The 19,100-nt window shown below is 70.5% G+C and carries 9 protein-coding genes; all 9 read right to left on the bottom strand.

The genetic code is table 11. The annotated features are described in order from the left end of the window. Positions 1 to 193: 193 nt before the first annotated feature. A complete protein-coding gene (locus ABNQ39_RS23965; protein WP_376962729.1) occupies positions 194 to 3,499 on the bottom strand; it encodes a type VI secretion protein IcmF/TssM N-terminal domain-containing protein in 3,306 nt (1,101 codons plus the stop codon). Next, a complete protein-coding gene (locus ABNQ39_RS23960; protein WP_376962727.1) occupies positions 3,487 to 4,254 on the bottom strand; it encodes a hypothetical protein in 768 nt (255 codons plus the stop codon). The genes ABNQ39_RS23965 and ABNQ39_RS23960 overlap by 13 nt, the downstream gene beginning before the upstream one ends. After that, positions 4,251 to 4,727 (bottom strand): hypothetical protein, encoded by a 477-nt coding sequence (locus ABNQ39_RS23955; protein WP_376962725.1) that lies wholly within the window; start codon positions 4,725 to 4,727, stop codon positions 4,251 to 4,253. Before ABNQ39_RS23955 ends, ABNQ39_RS23960 begins: the two co-directional genes overlap by 4 nt. A 2-nt stretch (positions 4,728 to 4,729) precedes the next feature. Then, positions 4,730 to 5,125 (bottom strand): hypothetical protein, encoded by a 396-nt coding sequence (locus ABNQ39_RS23950; RefSeq protein ID WP_376962723.1) that lies wholly within the window; start codon positions 5,123 to 5,125, stop codon positions 4,730 to 4,732. 14 nt (positions 5,126 to 5,139) lie between these two features. Further along, positions 5,140 to 8,229, bottom strand: a complete 3,090-nt coding sequence (locus ABNQ39_RS23945) for an ABC transporter substrate-binding protein (RefSeq protein ID WP_376962721.1) — start codon at positions 8,227 to 8,229, stop codon at positions 5,140 to 5,142. A gap of 46 nt (positions 8,230 to 8,275) precedes the next feature. Next, a complete protein-coding gene (locus tag ABNQ39_RS23940; protein WP_376962719.1) occupies positions 8,276 to 9,661 on the bottom strand; it encodes an HlyD family type I secretion periplasmic adaptor subunit in 1,386 nt (461 codons plus the stop codon). After that, the gene (locus tag ABNQ39_RS23935) at positions 9,658 to 11,340 is read right to left on the bottom strand and encodes an ATP-binding cassette domain-containing protein (protein WP_376962716.1); all 1,683 of its coding nucleotides are present in this window, start codon (positions 11,338 to 11,340) and stop codon (positions 9,658 to 9,660) included. The genes ABNQ39_RS23940 and ABNQ39_RS23935 overlap by 4 nt, the downstream gene beginning before the upstream one ends. Continuing rightward, positions 11,337 to 12,698, bottom strand: a complete 1,362-nt coding sequence (locus ABNQ39_RS23930; RefSeq protein WP_376962714.1) for a TolC family protein — start codon at positions 12,696 to 12,698, stop codon at positions 11,337 to 11,339. The genes ABNQ39_RS23935 and ABNQ39_RS23930 overlap by 4 nt, the downstream gene beginning before the upstream one ends. A gap of 198 nt (positions 12,699 to 12,896) precedes the next feature. Next, positions 12,897 to 18,899 carry a hypothetical protein gene (locus ABNQ39_RS23925; protein WP_376962712.1) on the bottom strand — a complete coding sequence of 2,001 codons (6,003 nt, stop codon included), beginning with the start codon at positions 18,897 to 18,899 and terminating at the stop codon, positions 12,897 to 12,899. Between the last annotated feature and the right edge of the window lie 201 nt (positions 18,900 to 19,100).

Here is a 19,100-nt window from a genome sequence, read left to right as displayed (position 1 = left end):
GATTAGATCGTAAGCTCGGCAGGAAATATCTGCCCGTAGGTCTATACCGTATAGTCTGTTGATACAGTTTTATTGATTAAAAACCTATTAAGTCACTGTTGGGGTTATTAGAAATTTTGCAGAGACATGGATCGGCTTGTTGCGACATGTGACCAAAGATATCATTAGCGTTTCCTGTGACTAACGTTTTGCTCTACCTTGAAGGGAAACGGGACGGCAGGTCCAAGGCCTTCGCCGGCAGGGCGGATCGCGACCCGGCGGCAATGGACGCCGTCATGAACAGAACCGTATCGCGCACCGGCTCGCCGCCGATGGTCTGGGTCGGCAGGACGATACGCAGCAGGGCGCCGTCGCCGTTGGTGGAGGACGACCGCCCCTTCAACAGCCGCAGCAATGCCCAGGGACCGCGCTCGACCAGCGTCAGCGTATCGCCGGCCGCCGCCTCCGCTTCGCTCGCCATGGCGTTCTTCGGGCGATAGGGCGAACCGGCGGCCCAGCGGAAGCTGAGGAGCAGCGGTTGCCCGGCCTTCCAGACCAGCGCGTCGGACCCGGCGGAGGCGCCGACCGCGCTGGTCCCCGACCGCACCGACCAGTCGATGATGTGCTCCGCCCCCAGTTCCTGCGCCCGGTTGGTGCCGTAGCTGAAACGGACGCTGACCGGTGCCGAACGGGAGACCGCGTCGAACAGGGGACGCACCGCCTCCATTTTCTCGAGGAAGGCCGCGACGTCAGGCGTCGCCGTCTTCATGACGGTCGCCCGGTTCTCGTCGAGCTGCTCGTAGAAGCGGCGCACGTCCTTGGGATCGGCATCCGGCGCACCGCGGGCGAGATCCGGGCGGACGAAGGGGAAACGTCCGGCCAGCGATTGGGAGAACACGGCATCGAGCTTCGCCACCGCCGTCTCGGGGGCAGGCAGCGCAGGCGCCGCAGGGTCCGCGGGAAGGATCGGAAGGGTCGGCAATGGCGGCAGCGGCGGCAGCCGGGCCGGCGGGGGAGCCTCGTAGGGCGCAGGCGGTGGGCTGGCGACCGCAACCTGCTTGGGCGGCGCGGGAACGGGCTCGGGAGCCGGTGCGGGCGGCGTGGGGCGCTGCTCGACGACCGGTGCTGCCGGAGCGGGGGCCGCGGGCTTGCTTTCGGAAGCGGCGGCTTTGGCCGGCGGCGGCTCGTCCTTCGGCTTGACCGCCATGGCAGCGACCAGTTGCGTCGGCAAGGCGGCGACCGCGGGGTTCAGGGACAGTGCGCCGCCCTCGCCGCTGGTCAGCAGGCGTCCGGCCGACGGGGTGTCGAGCGCCAGGACGGCGGCGCGGGCCGCGGTGGCCGCGGTGGACAGCGCCTCGCTGATGCGGTCGGTGGTGTCGCGGCCGGGAAGCTCGGCCATCGCCGCCTTCTGGAGCGCCAGCTTGACGGCATCGGGCAAGCCGCGCGCGGGATCCTGCAAGGCGGCGGCAATCGGCCAGCCGGCGGCCTCGGTGACGGCATCGACCAGCCGGCCGAGGTCCACGACATCCTCTTCGCTCGGCGATTGCGGCAGGTCGCGCAGCCGGTCGGCCAAGGCCTGTGCCCGCAGACGCAGGGGGTTGCGGGTGTAGAGTTCCTCGGCCAGCGGAGCGGCGAGCTGCACCGATTCCGCCCGCAGGGCGACCGCGATGGTCCTGGCATCCAGGTTGGGAAGGTCGGCCCCGGCGGCGATGCGCGTGATGAAGCCGTCGGTCGCCGCGATGGGCGGGCGCGGCACGGCGTCATAGACGCTTTCGGCCAGCGCCAGCAACTCGTCGAACCCGCTGTTGCGGCGGAAGCGGTCGTAACGCTCCAGCGCACCGCGCCGGCCGCCGATGCGGTCCAGCTGGGCGGCCAGCCGGCGGAAGGCCGGCAGATCCTCGACCCGCCGGGGATTGGTGACCGGCGGCAGGTCGGCCAGGGCGGAACTGGGAAGCAGGGCGTCGCGGATCGGCCGCAGCACCGCCCGGCGCAGGGTGACAGACGCGAGCCGCCGCTTGTCCTCGTCGATTCCGCTGAACAGCGAGGTCGGCAGCAGCGGCGTCGCCAGCCGGTCGCGCTCCGTCACGGCGGTGGCGGCGATCACACGGCCGACCATTGGGCCATCGACGAGGGCGTCGCGCGACAGCAGCGCCCGCCGCAGGTCGGCAACCGGTGCCGCCACCGCAGCGCTTCCGGCCGATACGCCGGCAAAGCCCTGCCATGCGGCGACCGACAGGACCGCCACGGAGGCGGCCAGCGCGGCCTGCGCGATCCGGCGCTGCCGGCGGCCTTGCAGGAAGGCGGCTTCCGACGGGCGCCCATAGCCGGGCTCGGCGAAGGCACGGCCGGGCAGCAGATCGCGGGCGAAGGCCGGGCGGCGTCCCCCCGTCGCGGTCGCACAGGCGCCGGTCAGGGCGATGCCGCGCAGCGGGAAAGGCTCGGAAGCTTCGTCTCCGCCCAGCGCGCCACCCAGTGCGCCATCGAGGAACAGCGCCAGCGGATGGCGCAGCGTCTCCAGCGATGCCGGGAGAAGCGGCAGGCGCACGCAGGCGGTCCCGGCGGCGGTCACACTGGCGAGCGCGTCCGCCTCCAGCAGGGCGAGGTCGGATTGGATGGCGTCGAAGGCCTCCGCCACACGGGCGGGTTCGAAGGGCGCCAGCCAGTCATGCGGGCTGGTCCATCCCAGAACGCTGTCCAGCATGGCCGCGGGAATCGTCGCGCAGAGGTCGCCGAAGCCGTCGAGGGACTCCGCGCGCACCACCGCCACATGCACCGGGCAGACCATGCCGAGATCGTCGCGGATCGAACGCAGCCGTGCGTGCAGGGATTCGGCCCGCTTGGCCAGCGCCCGGCGCGGTGCCTCGCGCTCCGCCGCGGCGCGCAGCTCGTCGGCGCCGACCAACAGCAGGATGCCGTCCAGCGGCCGGCGCATCGGCCGTTTGCGGACCGCCGCGACCAGCGACGGCCAGGAGGCGTCCAGTTTCGTGCCATCGGCGGAATCGGCGCCGGCATGCAGGATCGCCGCCCCTTCGCAGAACCACCAGCAGCCGTTCTCGGTGTTGCCGTCTTCCGGCCAGCGCACATGGGTCGGGTCGGTGGCGAGCAGCGCCGGGCCGCCGACGCCGAAGGCGAGGAACCAGGGAATGTCGCCGCGTCGCAGGGGACCGCGCATCTGCCGGGCCAGGATGTCCAGCCCTTCATTGTAGGTGCGGGCCAGCGGCGGCTTGCCGGCGGCGGCCTTCGACGGCGGCGGCGCCTCCGCCCGGACATGGAGTGCCGAGGACGGCATGGGCTTGCGCGTCGGAGCCTTGGCGCGGGCCGCGGCCTTGGCGGGCTTGTGCCGGCGGCGGAGCCGGTTGCGTAGCGTCGGCCAGACCGACCGGGCCACCCGATAGAGGATGTAGAGCGGCAGGGCCGCCAGCAGGAAGGGCAGATAGGCGAAGACGAGGGACAGGATCCAGCCGATGGCCGAACCGATGCTGGAGATCACGAGTTCAATCGTCAGGATCAGTAGGACCATGACTGCCCCATATCCTCGACCGCGGACTGGGCGCCGCGCAGGTCACGCTGGAGATCGTTCACAGCGGTGGACCACAGCAGGTGGGACACCAGCAGGAACAGGGCCGCCACGCCGCCGACCGCCACCCACCAGCGCCGAGCCGACGGTCGGAAGCCGCCGACCACCGCCCCCATTGGCGGATCGTAGGCGCGCCGGCTGGCGAGGCCGGCCTGCGGCTGCTCGGTTCCGCCCTCCCGGCCGGTGACGATCCGGTGCAGCGGGGAGCGCCGCGCCGCCGCCTGGGCATCGTCGGGGAAGCCGAGGGCCAGGGCCGCCAGATAGACCGCGGCAAGCCCGCGGTCGGCCTTGGCACCCTGACGGATCAGGTCGTCGGCCTGGACGAACAGGGTCTGCAGGGTGGCGTTCGCACCGAACAGGCGGCCGGCGACGACGGCGTCGGCCGGCTTCACCTGGGCAAGCGCCCGGTCCGCCAGCATCGCCATCGCGAAGGCCGCCTTCACCACCGTGCCATGGGCGGCGGGACCCTGGGCGGTCGCCGAGGCGCTCATGCCGTGGAGCATTGCGACCAGCCGTTCGGCCACCGCGCCGGCCGGGGCCTGGTCCTGTGCGCAGGCGGCCAGCAGGTCGGCGTGGAAGGCGCGGAAAAGGGCCAGGACACCCGGACCGGCGGCGCGTGCCGTGTCGGCGGCAGCAGCGACGGCGGCGGCGGGCGCTGCCGGAGGTGCGGAGGGCGAGGGGGCGGGCCGTACGGTCACGGTGCGGTGTCCTTCGGCAGCGGAGCCACGGTGAAGCCGTCGCGTCCCAGTCGGATGTCGAGCGCGCTCATGCCGTCCAGCGACTGGCGGTGGACCCCCGGCATGCCGTAGCGCGCGAAGACGATGGTTGCGGTGGGTGCGGCGGCAAAGGGGGGAAGGCTGCGCAGGATCACGCTCTGGCCGGGAACCAGCTCCCAGGACGCGATGGCGATCCGCCCGGCAGCCTCACCGTTCAGGGCCGCCCGCTCGCGGAACCAGCCTGCGGCATCGAGCGAGCCGACCCGCTGCGCCAGGGCGCTGTCGGCCACCCGGACGACGTCGACGGCCACCGGGCGCCGGCCGTTGGCCTCGGCATCGGCGGTGATGCGGAGGACCGGCGCCGGTTCCGTCCCGCCATCCGTGGCGTGCCGCATGGAGCCGTCGGCGGCGCAGCCGGCGAGCAGCAGGGCGATTGTCAGAGCCGTGCGCTTCATGGTCAGCCGCCCGCCCCGCCGGCGCAGACATAGCCGGCCGGCGTGTGGCGGTACCAGTTGCCGGCCGCCCCGGTGCAGGGGGTCAGAACCCGGTCGTTCTGCTGCGGGGCGGCCGGTTCTGCTGCCGGAGCCGGCGCGGTGCCGTCAGCGGTCCTGCCCGTCACGGGGCGGTTGGCGAGGGCGAAGGACTCCTCGTCCTCTTCGACGATCATGACGTAGCGGGTGCGCTTGGACGGGTAGCGGATGCCGACGTCGTAATCGCCGTCGCCCACCCGCTCCAGGATCGCGGCGGACTTTTCGCTGCCGAAGGGCGCACAGGCCGACCCGGCGAGCAGGACCGGCAGCAGCATCGCCACGGTGACGCAACAGCGGAGGGGGCGGCGGCGGAGGGGTGTCATCGGGATGCTCCTGCTCATGCCGGAACGGTCGCGTGCGGGATGGCTGCGGTGACGACCGCGGCGGCGGCGCCCGCCTCCAGCAGGTCGGGCGGGGTCGGGTCGATGCCGGCCTCGGCCAGCGTCCGGTAGACCGAGCGCCAGACCAGTTCCGGCACGGCGAAGCTGGCCTCGTGGTCCTTGACGCAGAAGAACAGGTTGTACTTGCACAGCCACTGGCCGTTGACGGCGCGGAAGCCGTCGTAGCGGACGAAGGGCAGCCCGCCGGTGTCGCTGGGCATCACCCGGTCGGTGGCGCGCAGCGCCGCGGTCAGCAGCCCACCCATCCGACCGGGGTCGATGCTGGCGTCGGCGAAATATTCCAGCTTCATCGAAACGCGCTCGACCGAGCTGAAATTGACGACGGTGGCTTCCGACACCTTGGCGTTCGGCATCGCGACGATGAAACCGGCGACGTTGCGCACCCGCACCGTCCGCCACGTCATGTCGACCACGACGCCGCGGACGACATCGGTGATCTGGATGCTGTCGCCGATCTGGAACGGCCGTTCGATGTTGAGGATGATGCCGGAGAAGACGTTGGCGATGTTGGCCTGGATGGCGAGGCCGATGACCATGCCGACGAGGCCCGAGGCCGCCAGCAGGCTGGTGATCGGCTGCTTCAGCACGAAGGCCATGATGCCGCAGCCGGCGAAGCCGAAGACGATCAGGGTGGAGAAGCGGCGGACGATGGCCGGGATGCGGCGCTGGGTGCGGATCTCCAGCGGGGTCCAGACGAAGCGCTCCATCGTGCGGTCGACTAGGATGGCCGGCACGATCCACCACAGCACGTTGATGCCGTTCACCACCATGGCGATGCCGCTCGCCGGCAGCGTCGCCACCGCCTGGTCAAGCACAATGTTGCCGGCCGACATCAGCAGGAGCGGCCAGGACAGGATGCGCATGAACAGCGTCTGGATCTTCCAGAACTGGCCGCGGTCGCGCCGGTCCATGAATGCGGCGAAGACCGCCAGCACCGCGCTGAAGATGGCGATGTAGACGAAGAAGTCGCGGTGGATGAAGTCGCGTGCCGCAGGCGTGTCCGGCGTCGCCACCACGCCGAAATCGACGCGGGAGAAGTCCGGCTGCGGCCGGCCGAAGCCGACATAGTTGGGATCGCCCTCGCTGCTGACGCTGGTGACGTCCTGGGAGATCCAGGCGCGCGACAGCCGCCAGCCCGGCGACGGGGCCAGCACCCGCTTGGCGCGCAGCTGGTCGAGCAGGGTGGAGCTTTCGCTCTCGCCCTCCAGCGCCCGGCGGAAGCGGTCGGCGATGCTGAGGTCGGTGGCCGACGCGGTTTCCGCCGCGGCCATCGCCTTCAGCTTTTCCACGAAGTCGTTGGTGTTCACCAGCGACATGCCGAGCACGTCGGTGACGAACATCACCGTGTTGCGGTTCTGCGTCCGGTGGCGGAAGCTGACGCCGACGGAATGGCTGCCGTAGGGCGGCCTCTGGTCGGAGAAGTTCAGCGAGAAGCGCCCTTCGATCCGATAGGCGACGTAGGTGGTGACCTCGCCGCGCTCCTCGCGGTAGGGCTTGCCCAGCTCCACCGGCTTGACCGCGTTGGTGAAGACGACGTCGGCCGGGTTGAAGGCGCCGCGGTAGCGGAACCAGATGGTCAGGTTCAGCGTCGCTTCGTTGGCGTCCGGGTTGAGGTCGCGGATCTCGTGCAGCTGGACGCCGGTGTAGATGACGTCCGTCTTGTACATGAAGCGGTCGTTGACGTAGAGCGCCCGCCCGCGCTGCACTTCCTCCAGGAAGTTGGAGACGCCGGCCTCGCGGATCGGCTGCAGCTGGGTCAGCGCCGCCACCGGGTTCAGGCCGTTGTAGGTCGCCATCATCACCGGCAGGGTCGCCTGCCCGCGGGCGTCGAAGGTCCAGGTTCCGGCAGTCGACTGGACCGCGGTCTCGGCACGGTCGTGGCTGGCGATGGCGAGACGGAGCGTGTCCCCATCCGGCTTGCCGGTGCCGGCGGGGGCCGCGGCGAGGGCGCCAGCGATCAGGTCGACGCCATCGGCGCCCAGCGCCGCCGCCCAGTCGGGCACGGCGTTGAAGCGCTTGACATATTGGCCGTAGAAGCGCTGCGCCCGCTCGTTCGCCGTGTCGAATAGCACGGGCGAGGCGACCAGCAGGCCATGGCCGTAGGCCTCCGGCGTCAATGCCTTGGGGTTCGTTTGGGTCTGGGCGACGATCTCGGTGCGGAAGGCGGCGGTCGCCATCTCCGAACTGCCGGCGATCAGGTTGCGCACGCCGACGTCGCGCAAGGCGACGACCACGCGGGCGCTGTCCACCGCCGAGCCGATGACGACGATGGCGCCGGTCGGCATCCGCTCCTTCACCGCCTGGGCCAGCGCCGGCAGGGCGCCGGCCCCGCCGCGTCCGGGGGCGTAGGTCCACTGGTTGACCAGCTTGGTGCCGAAGCGCTGGAGGATGCTGTCGAACTGGCCGGCAAGCGACGCCGCCTGCTCGCTGTCCTCGCGGATGATGGCGACGGTCGGCTCGCCCACCACGTTGCGGACATAGTTGGCGAGGAAGCGGATTTCGTGGGTGCGGTCGAAGCCGATGCTGAACAGCCACGGGCTGGACGCGCCGTCCGCCGGACGGACCAGCGGGCGCGGCGCGATCAGCGGGATCTTCTTCTGCGCATAGATGGCGGCGGCGCTGTCGGTGGCGTCCGGCGTGTGGCCGACCACCGCGACGATGGTGGGATCGTTGGCGATGCGCCGGGCGATCTCCAGCGACTTGCCCTTGTCGCCCTCGTCGTCGAAGGGCCTGACCTCCACCGGGCGTCCGCCGATGCCGCCGGCCGCGTTGATGGTGTCGGCCCGCAGCGCCGCACCCTTGCGCAGCGCCAGCCCGAGCGCCGCGTCCGGTCCGCTCAGCGGTCCCACAACGGCGAGCGTCAGCGGCTCCCCGGCACGCTCGCCGAGGAAGCCGGCGCGCACCACCAGCGACACCACAACGGTGACCAGCATCGCCGCCGCCAGGATCAGGGCGAAGCGCGCCTTCTTGGTCATGTGCGACCAGCGCAGCGGCTGCCGGGAACGGGGCTGGAGCGAACTCAGCATCGGGGGATCCTCGGGGGAGGGGTAAGTCTCGTGATCGCAGCCATCCTCACCGCTCCTGCATCGCATGCTGGAGGCCGTTGAGGACCGGCGAGAAGACGTAGTCGAGGATCGTGCGGCGCCCGGTCAGGATGCTGCAGGTCACCCGCACGCCGGGGAACAGCTCGTAGGTCTTGCCGCCATAGTCGAAGCGCGTCACCGGCAGCTCGACGCGGACCTTGTAGTAGGACTGCTTGTTGGCATCGAGCAGCGTGTCGGGGCTGATCGTCCGCACCCGCCCCTCGATATGGCCGAAGCGCGAGGCGTCGCTGCCGGCCAGCGTCACCACCACCGGCTGGTCGGCGCGGACATAGCCGATGTCCTGCACCGGCAGGCGGGCGTCCACCACCAGATTGCCGTCGCGCGGCACCAGTTCCACCACGGTCTCGCCGGCCTTGACGACGGCGCCTTTGGTCGACACGGCCAGCGTCTTGACGATGCCGTCCATCGGCGCCCGCATGCTGGAGCGGTCCAGGCTGTCCTGGTAGCGGGTCAGCCGCTGCGACAGTTCGTTGTGGTTGCGCCGCGCCTCGTCCAGGGCGTTGCGGCCCTCTTCCTCGTACTTGCGGCCGATCCACACCAGCTTGCTGCGCGCCTCCGCCAGCGCCGCTTCGGCCTGGGCCAGGGTGGCGCGGTCCTCGGCGATGGAGCCGGTGATGCGGGCGTCGTCGCGCAAAAGCTCCAGATGCTTCATGCGGTTGGTGATCTCGCGCTTCAGCAGGCTTTCGCTGATCGACAGCTGTTCGCGGATCAGCCCCTGCGCCGCCTGGGAGCCGGCGATGCGGGCGCGGACGGCGGCCATCTGCTGCTCGCGCTGGACGATGTCCTGGCGCTGGATGTCGATGTCGGAGGCCAGCCGGTCGCGCCGGGCGCGGAACAGGTCGCGGGTCTGCGCCACCAGATCCGGCCGCTCGCGGGTCAGCGTCTCGGGAAAGTCGATGCTGTCGCGCCGCGTGACCTCGGCCTCCAGCCGGGCGATGTCGGCGGAGAGCGAGCCGAGGCGCAGGCGCAGCTCTTCCAGATCGGCGCGGGTCTTGGTCTGGTCCAGTTCGACCAGCACCTGCCCGGCCTTCACCGAATCGCCTTCCTGCACCAGGATGTCGCGGACGATGCCGCCTTCGAAATGCTGGACCGATTGGTTGTAGGCCAGCGGCACCACGTCGCCGGGCGCGCTGCTGGAGACGTTCAGTTCGGCGATGGAGGCCCAGCCCAGCGCGGCGAGGAAGGCGGCGATGCTGACGGCGAACAGGCCGTCGCCGAAGCGGCTTTCGCTCTCCGGCGCCGTGGCGGTGGCGAAGGGCAGTGCCGGTGCCGCTGCCGCTGTGCCCAGGTTAAGGCCGGGGGGCAGGGTGGGGCTGGCGGCCCGCTTGCGGGTCAGCAGGGGAAGCGGCTTCATGATGCCACCAGTCCGGCCGGGTCACGGCTCATGGCCAAATCCTGCGACTGATCGAGGTCGAGCACCAGCGAGGCGCCCTGGAGGATGCGCGGATCGTGCGAGGCGATGACCACCGTGTGGCCGGCGCGCGCCAGTTCGATCAGCGTGCGGTAGACGACGGCGGTGCCTTCGGCGTCCAGCCCGTCGGTCGGCTCGTCCAGCAGGATCAGCCGGCCGCCGACCGCCAGCGCACGGGCGAGCGCCAGCCGGCGCCGGTGCCCGACCGGCAGCTCCTGGCCGAAGTTGCGCAGCGGCGTGTCGAGCCCCTGGGCGCAGTCGGCCACCGCACGCTCGGCACCGGCGCGGTGCAGGACGGCCTGCAAGTCCGTTTCCGACAGGCGCGGGTTGGCGAGCAGCAGATTCTCCCGGATGGTCCGGTTGAGGAAGACGGGCTCCTGCGGCAGGTAGCCGGTCTGCTGGCGCCACCAGAGGGGGGCGAATTTGCGGATGTCGACGCCGTCGGCCAGGACGGCCCCCTCCTGCGGATCGGCAAGCCCGGCGATCAGGCGGATCAGCGTCGATTTGCCCGAGCCGTTCCGCCCCTTCAGCACCAGGATGTTGCCGGCGGGCACCGACAGCGACAGGCGGCGCAGCAGCGGGGTGACCGCCCCGGCCGGGGTGTAGGTCAGGTCGCGCAGCTCCAGCGTGCCGCCATAGCGGGGCAGGCTGGTGCCGGTCGGCGGCTCCACCGCCGTGCGGGCGAACTGCTCCAGCCGGCTCTGCGCCTGCCGGGCCATCGCCAGCGATTCCCCGATCTGCGCCAGCCGGGTGAAGGGGGCCAGCGCCCGGCCGACCAGCAGGTTGACGCCGATCAGCGACCCGACATCCAGCTCGCCGCGCACCACCAGCACGGCGCCGGTGGCGATGACCGCGACGCCCTGGAGCGCCTGGAGGCTCTGCGCCATCGACTGGGCACGGCCCTGGCGCATCGACATGCGTTCGCGCAAGCTCCGGAGCGTTTTCGCCGCGCGTTGCCAATCGCCGAGCAGCGGCTTGGCGCCGCCGAACAGGGCCGCCGCGTCGCGGCCGACGATGGCGGAGGTGACGAGACCCTGCGCATCGGCGCCGGCCTGGGCCAGATCGCGGCCGACCGCCCGCATGTCGGCCTGGGCCAGCAGGCCGGCGGCGATCGACAGCAGGGTGAACAGCACGCAGATCGCCGCCAGCGGCCAGGAGACCAGCGCCACCACGAGGATGAAGCCCAGCGCGAAAGGCAGGTCGAACAGCGTCGCCAGATTGGCGGAGCCGAGCGCCGCGTCGATCTGCTCGGGCGCCCGCATCGCCTCGCGCCGGGCGGCGTCGCCCTCCGCCGAGCCGGCGCCGCTGCGCGCGGTCAGCAGGATGCCGAAGGCGCCGGTCGCCAACCGCTCATGCTCGGCGCGGCCGATGCGGCCGGCGATGCCGAGGCGGACATGGCGGAACAGATGTTCGAAGGCGATGGACAGCACCACCCCGACGGTGAGCGCCGCCAGCGTGGAATCGACGCCATGCGTCACATACCGGTTCAGCACCAGCATGGTGTAGAAGGACGAGGCGAGGCCGAGCAGGTTCGCCGCGAGCGAAGCCGCGAAGACGCGGGTCGTCAGCCGCAGGTTGGAGCGCAGCCGCAGGAGCAGCAGTCCGATGGCGCCGCCGGTCATTGCTGGTCTCCCTTCCCGCGCTTGCGCTTGGTGTCTCGGTTGGCGGGAGGCGACGGCTCGGTCTTGCCGAAGCCGTCGAACAGGCCGCGGCCCATCGCCGCCAACTTCGGCATCGGCTTGGTCTGGATGTCGGCGGCAGTCAGACGCCCCATGGCGGCGAGCAGGCGGTATCCGGCGAGAACCAGTTCCGTCTCCGCCGCGGCGGCATCGCTGCGCGCGTTGATCAGCGTCGTCTCGCCCGACAGGATGTCGATGAGCGACCGCGAGCCCAATTCGCGTTCCGCCCGCGCCACGTCGAGGAAGCCGGCGGCGAGGCTGGCCTGATCGTTCAGCAGCTTCACCTGCGACCGCGCGCTCTCCAGCCGGTTCCAGCTGTTGCGGACGGTTTCCAGCACCGTGCGTTCCTGGTCGGCCCAGTTGGCGTCGGCGGCGCGCAGGTCGGCCTCGGCGAGACGGACGCTGTTGATCGCGGTCAGGCCGGTGTTCAGCGAGAAGGTGACCTGCAGCTTGAACAACAGCTCGTCCTGCCGCCCCGGCTGGCCGGCGACGTCGCTCTTGATGTTGCGCTCGACATAGCCTTCCACCCGCGGATAGAGGGTGCGGCCGCGCACCGACGCCACCGCCTCCTGGGCGGCGGCGGTGGTCAGGGCCAGTTCCTGGAGGCGCGGGTTGTGGCGGCGCGCCTCGTCCACTGCCGCATCCATCGACAGCGGCAGCGCGGCCTTGGTCATCGCCAGCACTTCGGCGCCGTCGAGCTGGAAGGGCACATGGCCGAAATAGGCCTGGAAGCGGCTGAGCGCCGTCTGCATCGCCTCTTCCGCCGCGACACGGCGGGCCTGGGCGCCGGCAAGCTGGCTCTTGGCCTGGAGAACATCGGTGGAGAAGCCGTAGCCTTCCTGAAGGCGGACCTCTTCCAGGCCGGTCTGCCGGCGGATGTTGTCTTCCGACTGGCGGGAGAAGACGAGCAGCCGGTGGGCGCGGACAAGGGTGGCGTAGGCGCTCAATCCCTCCACCAGCAGCTCCTGGCGGGTGCGCTCCACGGCGATGTCGGCGCGGACCACGGAGACCTGCGCCCGCCGGATGTCGGCGTTGGTCGCGTCGAAATCCCAGATCAGCTGGGTCGCGCGGACCGACAGCTGCTTGGCGTTCAGGTCGGTGTTGGGAAGGCCGGCAGGCTTGTTGGTGGTCTCCCGCCCGCCATTGGCCGACAGGCTGAGCGTCGGGTACCAGCCGCCATGGCTAATCCGCAGCGCGTTGCGGGCGGACTCGGCCGCAGCCTCCGCCCCCCTCAGCCGGTCATGGGTTTCCGTCGCCTTGCCGATCAGGAAGATCACGTCCTCGCGCGGAGACGCAAGCACAGGCTGCGCACCCCAGGCGATCAGCGGAAGCAAGACCGCAGCAGAAATGAAGGATTTACGCATGGGGGTCCTGGGGCTCGCCATCGACCAAAGCTTAGGGGCTTGCGACACTGGCGAACATAGCCGACAACCCTTATGGGGTTTTAAGACAAAACAGTGTTCAAATTCCTAATAAATCCTCTAAATCTGTCAGTCGCATTAGGGTGTTGTGATATGATGCACGCTTTGTGTATCGGTGTTTTGCAAATGGTGCTGGTCGAAGACGTGAGATGCCGCAGTCGAATCCGACAAATGAGAGAAACTGTCCTGAGGCACAACTGTACCTTCCATAGTCAAGCCCAGGCCTGACGTCAGCAGAGCAGCGAAATTGGTGCCCGATGGGACGGCCTGCGGCTGGACCTGAACTTGGGCGGCAGAGGCGGCCTTCACGTCGAAAGCCACGCCAGCCACCGCATGGCTGCTGCCGTCGGCCATCGTCATGCTGGTGGTGCCGAGGATGCGGCTGCCGGCCAGGCTGGCGTCGCTCGGGCTCGCGGTGGTGGCGATGGAGCGGATGCCGGCCTCCGCCAGTCCGCGCAACTCGGCCGCTTGGCTCACGCCGTCGCCGTTCGCATCCTGCCAGACCTTCAGGGTGGCGAAGGCCTCGTCGGTCGCGTCCAGGCGGCCGTCATGGTTGCGGTCGAGGGAGGCGAGCGCCTCCAGGCTGCTGTTGAAGCCGCTGCCGAACTGTTCGGACACCAGTTCGTGCGCGTCGTCGATCCGCCCGTTGCCGTTGCTGTCCTGCACGAGAAGGGCGTTGCCGGATCCGATCCAGCCGGTGCTGTCGGCGACGCCGTCGCCGGTCACGTCGAAATGGACACCGTCGGACAGCGGGCGCAGCGCCAACCCGTGGCCGGTCATGTCCAGCACGATGGGATCGCTGGCGACCGTCGTCAGCTTGATGTTGTCGACGCGCAGGATCGGGTTGACGCTGTTGTCGCCGGTATCGGAGGTGCCGAAGCCGAGCGACAGGGTGCTGTTGGCCGAAACGACCACGCTGAAGCTGCCATTGGCGCTCGCCTCCTTGGCCAGCAGCGTCACCACGCCGTTGACGCTGACGAAGGCGAAGTCGTGGTACGAGGCGTTGTCGGTGAAGGTGAAGGACCAGTCGAAGGTCAGCGTCGTGTCCTGCGTCACCGTCACGGTCGTGCCGAGCTTCATCGCATGGCCGGCGGACGGCACCGTCCCGGTCGCGCTGGCGATGGAACCGTGGCTGAGGCCGAGGAAATCCTCCAGCTGGGTCGGCGTCTGGCCGCTCGCCGAGGTGAGCGTCGCCTCATGGCCGTCGCCGGTCGAACCGACGGTGGTGCCGCCGGTGTAGGTCCAACCGGTCAGGCCGTTGTTGAAGGAGCCGTTCGGAACCAGCACGCTGGGGTGCAGCGTCACGCTGTCGGTCGCGGTGGAGAAGGCGCTGCCGGTGCCGGTGTCCATCGTCACCTTGCTGCCGGCGGTCCCGCTGGTCTGGTCCCAGGCATGGATGGTCAGGGCACCGCTGATGGTGCCGGGAACCGAGGCGCTGGGCTGGAAATAGAGCCGGTCGGTCGAGCGCAGCAGCAGGGCGGAATCGCTGTCGTTGACGGTGCCGACGAGGCTCCAGGTCGAACCGCCGTCGGTCGAGAACCACCAATGCCCATAGGCCTCGTTGGTCCCGACCAGGGCGATGCCGGTGACCGCACCCGTGTCGCCGTCGGTGACGTTCGCCGGGCCGCTGCCGTTCAGGCCGACCAGCGTCGACACGGCGATGCCCGCTGTTCCCGCCGTGGGGGCCGCGAGGGCCTCGGCCGCGACGGAAAGGGAGAGGTTGGTGTCGGCCAGGACCGGGGAGGCGTTCGGCGGCGCCACCGTCACGGCGACGGACGTGCTGGCGGTCAGCGGTCCGCCGGCGCCGCCACCGCCCTGGTCGTCGACCAGGACATGGATGCTGTCGGCGCCGGTGTAGGAGGTCGCGGTATAGAGAAGCCCGTTGGTGGCGCCCAGCAGGCTGTTGATGGTGGCAAGCGTCGCCCGGATGGTGACGGTGTCCGTGCCGTTGCCGGTGATGACGGCGTCCGTCCCGCCATCGGCGAGCGTCAGCGTCCCGTGTCCGGCGGACAGGGTCACCAGCATCGGGGTCGAGCCGGCGTCGATGTCCGACACCGACAGGCCGGTGACCGCGACGGCCACGCCCTTCACCGTCGACAGCGCCGGGGTGCCGGCGGTGACCTCGGGGGCGTCGTTGACCGGCGTGACGCTGCCGGTCAGGGCGATGGTCTCGGCACTGTAGAGCGTGCTGCCGCCGACGCCGTGCGTCAGGTCGACATGGCCGCCCGTGGCGGTGGTGCCGGCGCCCTGTTCGATCAGCCGGACGGTCAGGGCCGGGGTGGTGCCGTTCCAGTCGGCCGCGGGCACGAAGCGCAGCCGGTCGGCGGCGGCGACCACCAGGGCCGACCCTTCCGACACCGTGCCCACGGCCGCCCAGGCGGTTCCTGTCCAATATTGCCAGACGCCTTCCGTCGCGGTCGCCGCGTTGCCGACGATGGCGATTCCGGCAAAGCCGTTGGCCGACGATCCTCCGGTCACGGCGTCGGCCGCGTCGGAGAACAGGCTGCCGAACAGGCTGGTGACGGTGGAGCCGGCCGGATCGGCGGTGTCCTCGGCGATGGCCGGCAGGGTTGCCACGGTGCCGGTGGCAACCGGCGCGTCGTTGACGGCATCGACGCTGCCGGTCAGCGTGATTGTGCCGGCGCTATAGCGGCTGGTTCCGCCGCCCGCGGTCACGGTGACGTGTTCGCCGCTGGTGATCGCGCCCAGCGAATCGTCCGCCAGCCGCACGGTCAGGGCCGGGGTGGTGCCGTTCCAGTCGGCGGCGGGCAGGAAGCGCAGTGCGGTGCCGGCAGCCAGCAGCAGGCCGTTGCCGGCGCTGGCCACGCCGATGTCGGTCCAGCTGCTTCCGGTCCAGTATTGCCACAACCCCTGCGTCGCGGTGGCGGCGTTGCCGACCACCAGCACCCCGGCGAAGGCGTTTGCCGTCGATCCGCCGGCCACGGCATCGGTGGGGTCGGAGAACAGGCCGCCGAACAGGGTCGAAACGGTCGTCCCGGCGGGATTCGCGGTGTCCTCCGCGATGTGCGCCAGCGTCGCTGTCGTTCCAGTGGCGATCGGAGCGTCGTTGACGGCGGTCACGCGGGTGTCGAGCTGGATGGCCGACACGCTGTAGGGGGTGGTGCCGCCGACGCCGAGGCTTTTCAGATCGACGCGGTCGCCGCTGACGATGGCGCCTGCCGAATCGTCGACCAGACGCACCATCAGGCTGGGGGGCTGCCCGTTCCAGTTCGCTGCGGGAAGGAAGCGCAGCATCGTCTCGGCGGACAGCAGAAGCGCGTTGCCGTCCGACGCCGCGCCGACCGCGACCCAGCTGCTTCCGTTCCAGTACTGCCATTCGCCCTGGGCGGAGTTGCCGGGATTGGCGACTACGGCGACGCCCGCGAAGCCGTCGCCGGAGGCGCCGAACACCGCATCGCTCGGGTCCGAGAACAGCTTGCCGAACAGGGTCGTTATGGTGGCGCCGGCCGGGCTGCCGCTGTCTTCCGCCACGGCGTCCAGGACGGCCTGCACGCCGGTCGCCACCGGGGCGCCGTTGACGGAGGTGACGTCGATGGACAGCTTCGCCACATCGGCGGACAGGGGCGTGGTGCCGCCGGTCCCATCGAGCGTGAAGAGCCGGTGCTCGGCGCCGCTGAACCCGCCGGTCCACTCGTTCCCGACGGCCCGCAGGTCAAGGGCGGGTGCTTGGCCGGAGGCGCCGGCCGCGGGCAGGAAGCGCAGCAGGGCATTGCCTGGCAGCACCAGTGCCGCCGTTTCGGCAACCGATCCGACCGCGCTCCAGCTGGTGCCGTCGACGCTGTACTGCCAGATGCCGAGTTGCGACCCCTGGTTCGCCACCACCGCGACGCCGACCACGCTGCTGCCGGTCTCGACGGGGCGGAACATCGCTTCGATCAGATGGAAGACGGTGAAGCCGGCGGGAGCGGCGGTTCCCTCGGCCATCGCCAGCGCCTTTGCCAGAGCCGCCGCGTCGAAGGAGGCCGACAGGGTCGGCGCCGCGGTGTGGTGCTCGGCCGGAAGGGTGGGGGTGGCGGGCAATGTCGGCGTAATGGTTGGCGTAACGGTCGGCGCAATGGTTGGCGCGGTGGTGCCCGAACTGTCGGACGTCGTGTTTTCGACGGCATGGGCCACAGACTGCACGGCCCGCTGCTGGCTCTGCGCCGCGACGGCGAAGGCATCGTTGGTGCTCAGTGCCTTGGTCACCGACGGGGCGGAAACAGCCGGCCGCGCATCCGTCGATGCGGCGGAGTGGGCGGTAGAGTGGTCGGCGGTGTCGCTCTTGTCCGTCGTGCCGGGCAGATCGAAGCTGATGGCCTTGGGGGCGGCATCGCTCAGCGCCGCCTGCTTTGCCGCCTGCGGCGAGGCGTCCGGTGTTGCCGGCTTTCCATCGGCGGACGCATCGGGCGCGGCCTTGTCGCCGGTGCTCTCCTTGGCGTCGGCCTTTGCATCGCCCTTGTCGCCCGCCTTATCATCCGCCTTGGCGTCCTTCCCGTCCTTTTCCTTTCCGCCGTCGTCCTTCGCCTGGGCATCCGCCACCTGTTCGGCGGCCTTGCCGTCGGCACTGTCGCTGTGCTGGGCCCCGTCCTTGGCGGCATCCTTGGCGACCTGCTTGGTCTCGCCGGTCTCCTTGGGGGCTGCCGCCTTGTCGGGGTTGGCGAGGTCGGCAATCGCCTTGTCCTGCGCCGACACCGGGACTTCGCTGGCATGGGTGTTCTGCTGGACGGTGTCGGCGGCCTGACGGGCTGCCGCCAGCGCCTGCCCAGCGGGCCGGCCCTCCGCCAGGGCCTGCCCAAGGGCCGCGCTGAAGGCGGCGCCGGAGCCGCCGAGGGCCTGGACGGCCTGCTGGACATTCTGTCCGCTGGCGAGGGCCGTGACCAGTGGGTCGGCCTTCACACCCTTCGCCGTCTCGGCCGACAGGGACGATGCCGCGGCGACGTCCTGGCGTGCCGTGCCCAGGGCGCCGGACGGCTCATGGCCCGTGGAGAGGGCGCTGCCCAGGGCCTGGCCGAATCCGCCGGCTGCGGCCGGGTCGATGCCGGCGGCCGAGGCGAAGGACTTGACGGTCTCGCCGACATTGCGGCCGGAGGCGAGCGACGCCACCAGCGCGTCGGTCGGCTTGGGCGGCACGACGGCGGCGTTCTGGCTGGCGGTCATCTCCGTCTGTGCCCTGACCGACGCGGCGAGAGCGGCGTCCGGCGATCCCCCTTGCGTCAGGGCATCGTTGAGGACGCTGGCGAAGGCGGCACCGGTCGCGGCACCGGTCGCGGCGGTGTGGGCTTCGGCGCTGCCGGAGGACAGGGCGGCGAGCATGCGGGCGCCGTCGGACTGCCCGACCGTGGTGGCGTGGGCCAGGGCCTCGCTGTTGGCACTCGTTTCCTTCGCCGCGGTCACGGCGGCGGTTGAGTCGGCGCCGTTGGACAGCGCGCGTTCCAGCGTGTCGGCGAAGTGGCCGTTCTGACCGGCCCCCACCGCCTTCACCGCCTCCTGAACGCCGGAGCCGGAGGCCAGGGCGGCGCTCAGCTGCTCGGCCGGGGAAAGCGGTGCCGCCGCCGGTGTCACCGTGGGGGACGGCGGCGAATTCAGGGCCTGAGACAGGGCGGCAATCGGGTCGGCCGCACCCGCCGGCCGGGCGAGCGGGTCCATCACCCCGTTGAACAGGGCGGCGGATAGGTCGGATGCCGCGCCCTTCGCGGTCAGCGACTCCGTTCCGTGTCCTTGCCCTTGCGCCAATGCGGTGGCCACGCGCTGCTCGCCGGTCAGCGAGGCCGCTTCCTGCGTTGCCTGGGCCATGCGCGCGGCGGCACCTGCGGCGATCCGGTTCGCCTGGGCAATGGCGGCATCCGGCGTCGCCTGTGCGCCGAGCCCGGCGGTGAAGTCGTGCATCCAGCCATCGACGAGCGTGCCCGCCGACGCCTCCGGCAGGCCCTGTCCGGCCAGGGCCGCCGCCATTTTTCCCTGAACGGCCTTCAACGCGCCGGGATCGCCGCTGAGCATCACCGCCGCGGCTTCCGAAGCGAGCGCATCGGGAATGGTCAGGAGCGGGGCGGACGGGGCGTCGGCCTTCAGGGTGTCAGGCATCTGGGACCTTTCGCCGACGCTGCATTTGCTTGTGGCAACTGCAATAACACAGCGATTCGCTAAAGAAATTCTAAACGCCCGGTAACAGTTTGGACGCTGACGTGGTTTTGCCGTGAATTCGGCCGCGTCGGCGATGGAAGCAGGGTTGCGCCTGCATGGAACTGGTAAAGGGGACCGCCGACGATTAGCTTGTAAAGCAAA

This window comes from Azospirillum sp. A26 (assembly GCF_042604635.1).
Lineage (GTDB): Bacteria > Pseudomonadota > Alphaproteobacteria > Azospirillales > Azospirillaceae > Azospirillum > Azospirillum palustre.
This window is presented reverse-complemented; position numbering and strand designations above follow the sequence as displayed.

What these genes read in the sequence shown, in the direction of transcription:
- ABNQ39_RS23965 (WP_376962729.1), bottom strand. Translation starts at nt 3,499, where the DNA reads ATGGTCCTACTGATCCTGACGATTGAACTCGTGATCTCCAGCATCGGT.
- ABNQ39_RS23955 (WP_376962725.1), bottom strand. Translation starts at nt 4,727, where the DNA reads ATGAAGCGCACGGCTCTGACAATCGCCCTGCTGCTCGCCGGCTGCGCC.
- ABNQ39_RS23950 (WP_376962723.1), bottom strand. Translation starts at nt 5,125, where the DNA reads ATGACACCCCTCCGCCGCCGCCCCCTCCGCTGTTGCGTCACCGTGGCG.
- ABNQ39_RS23945 (WP_376962721.1), bottom strand. Translation starts at nt 8,229, where the DNA reads ATGCTGAGTTCGCTCCAGCCCCGTTCCCGGCAGCCGCTGCGCTGGTCG.
- ABNQ39_RS23940 (WP_376962719.1), bottom strand. Translation starts at nt 9,661, where the DNA reads ATGAAGCCGCTTCCCCTGCTGACCCGCAAGCGGGCCGCCAGCCCCACC.
- ABNQ39_RS23935 (WP_376962716.1), bottom strand. Translation starts at nt 11,340, where the DNA reads ATGACCGGCGGCGCCATCGGACTGCTGCTCCTGCGGCTGCGCTCCAAC.
- ABNQ39_RS23925 (WP_376962712.1), bottom strand. Translation starts at nt 18,899, where the DNA reads ATGCCTGACACCCTGAAGGCCGACGCCCCGTCCGCCCCGCTCCTGACC.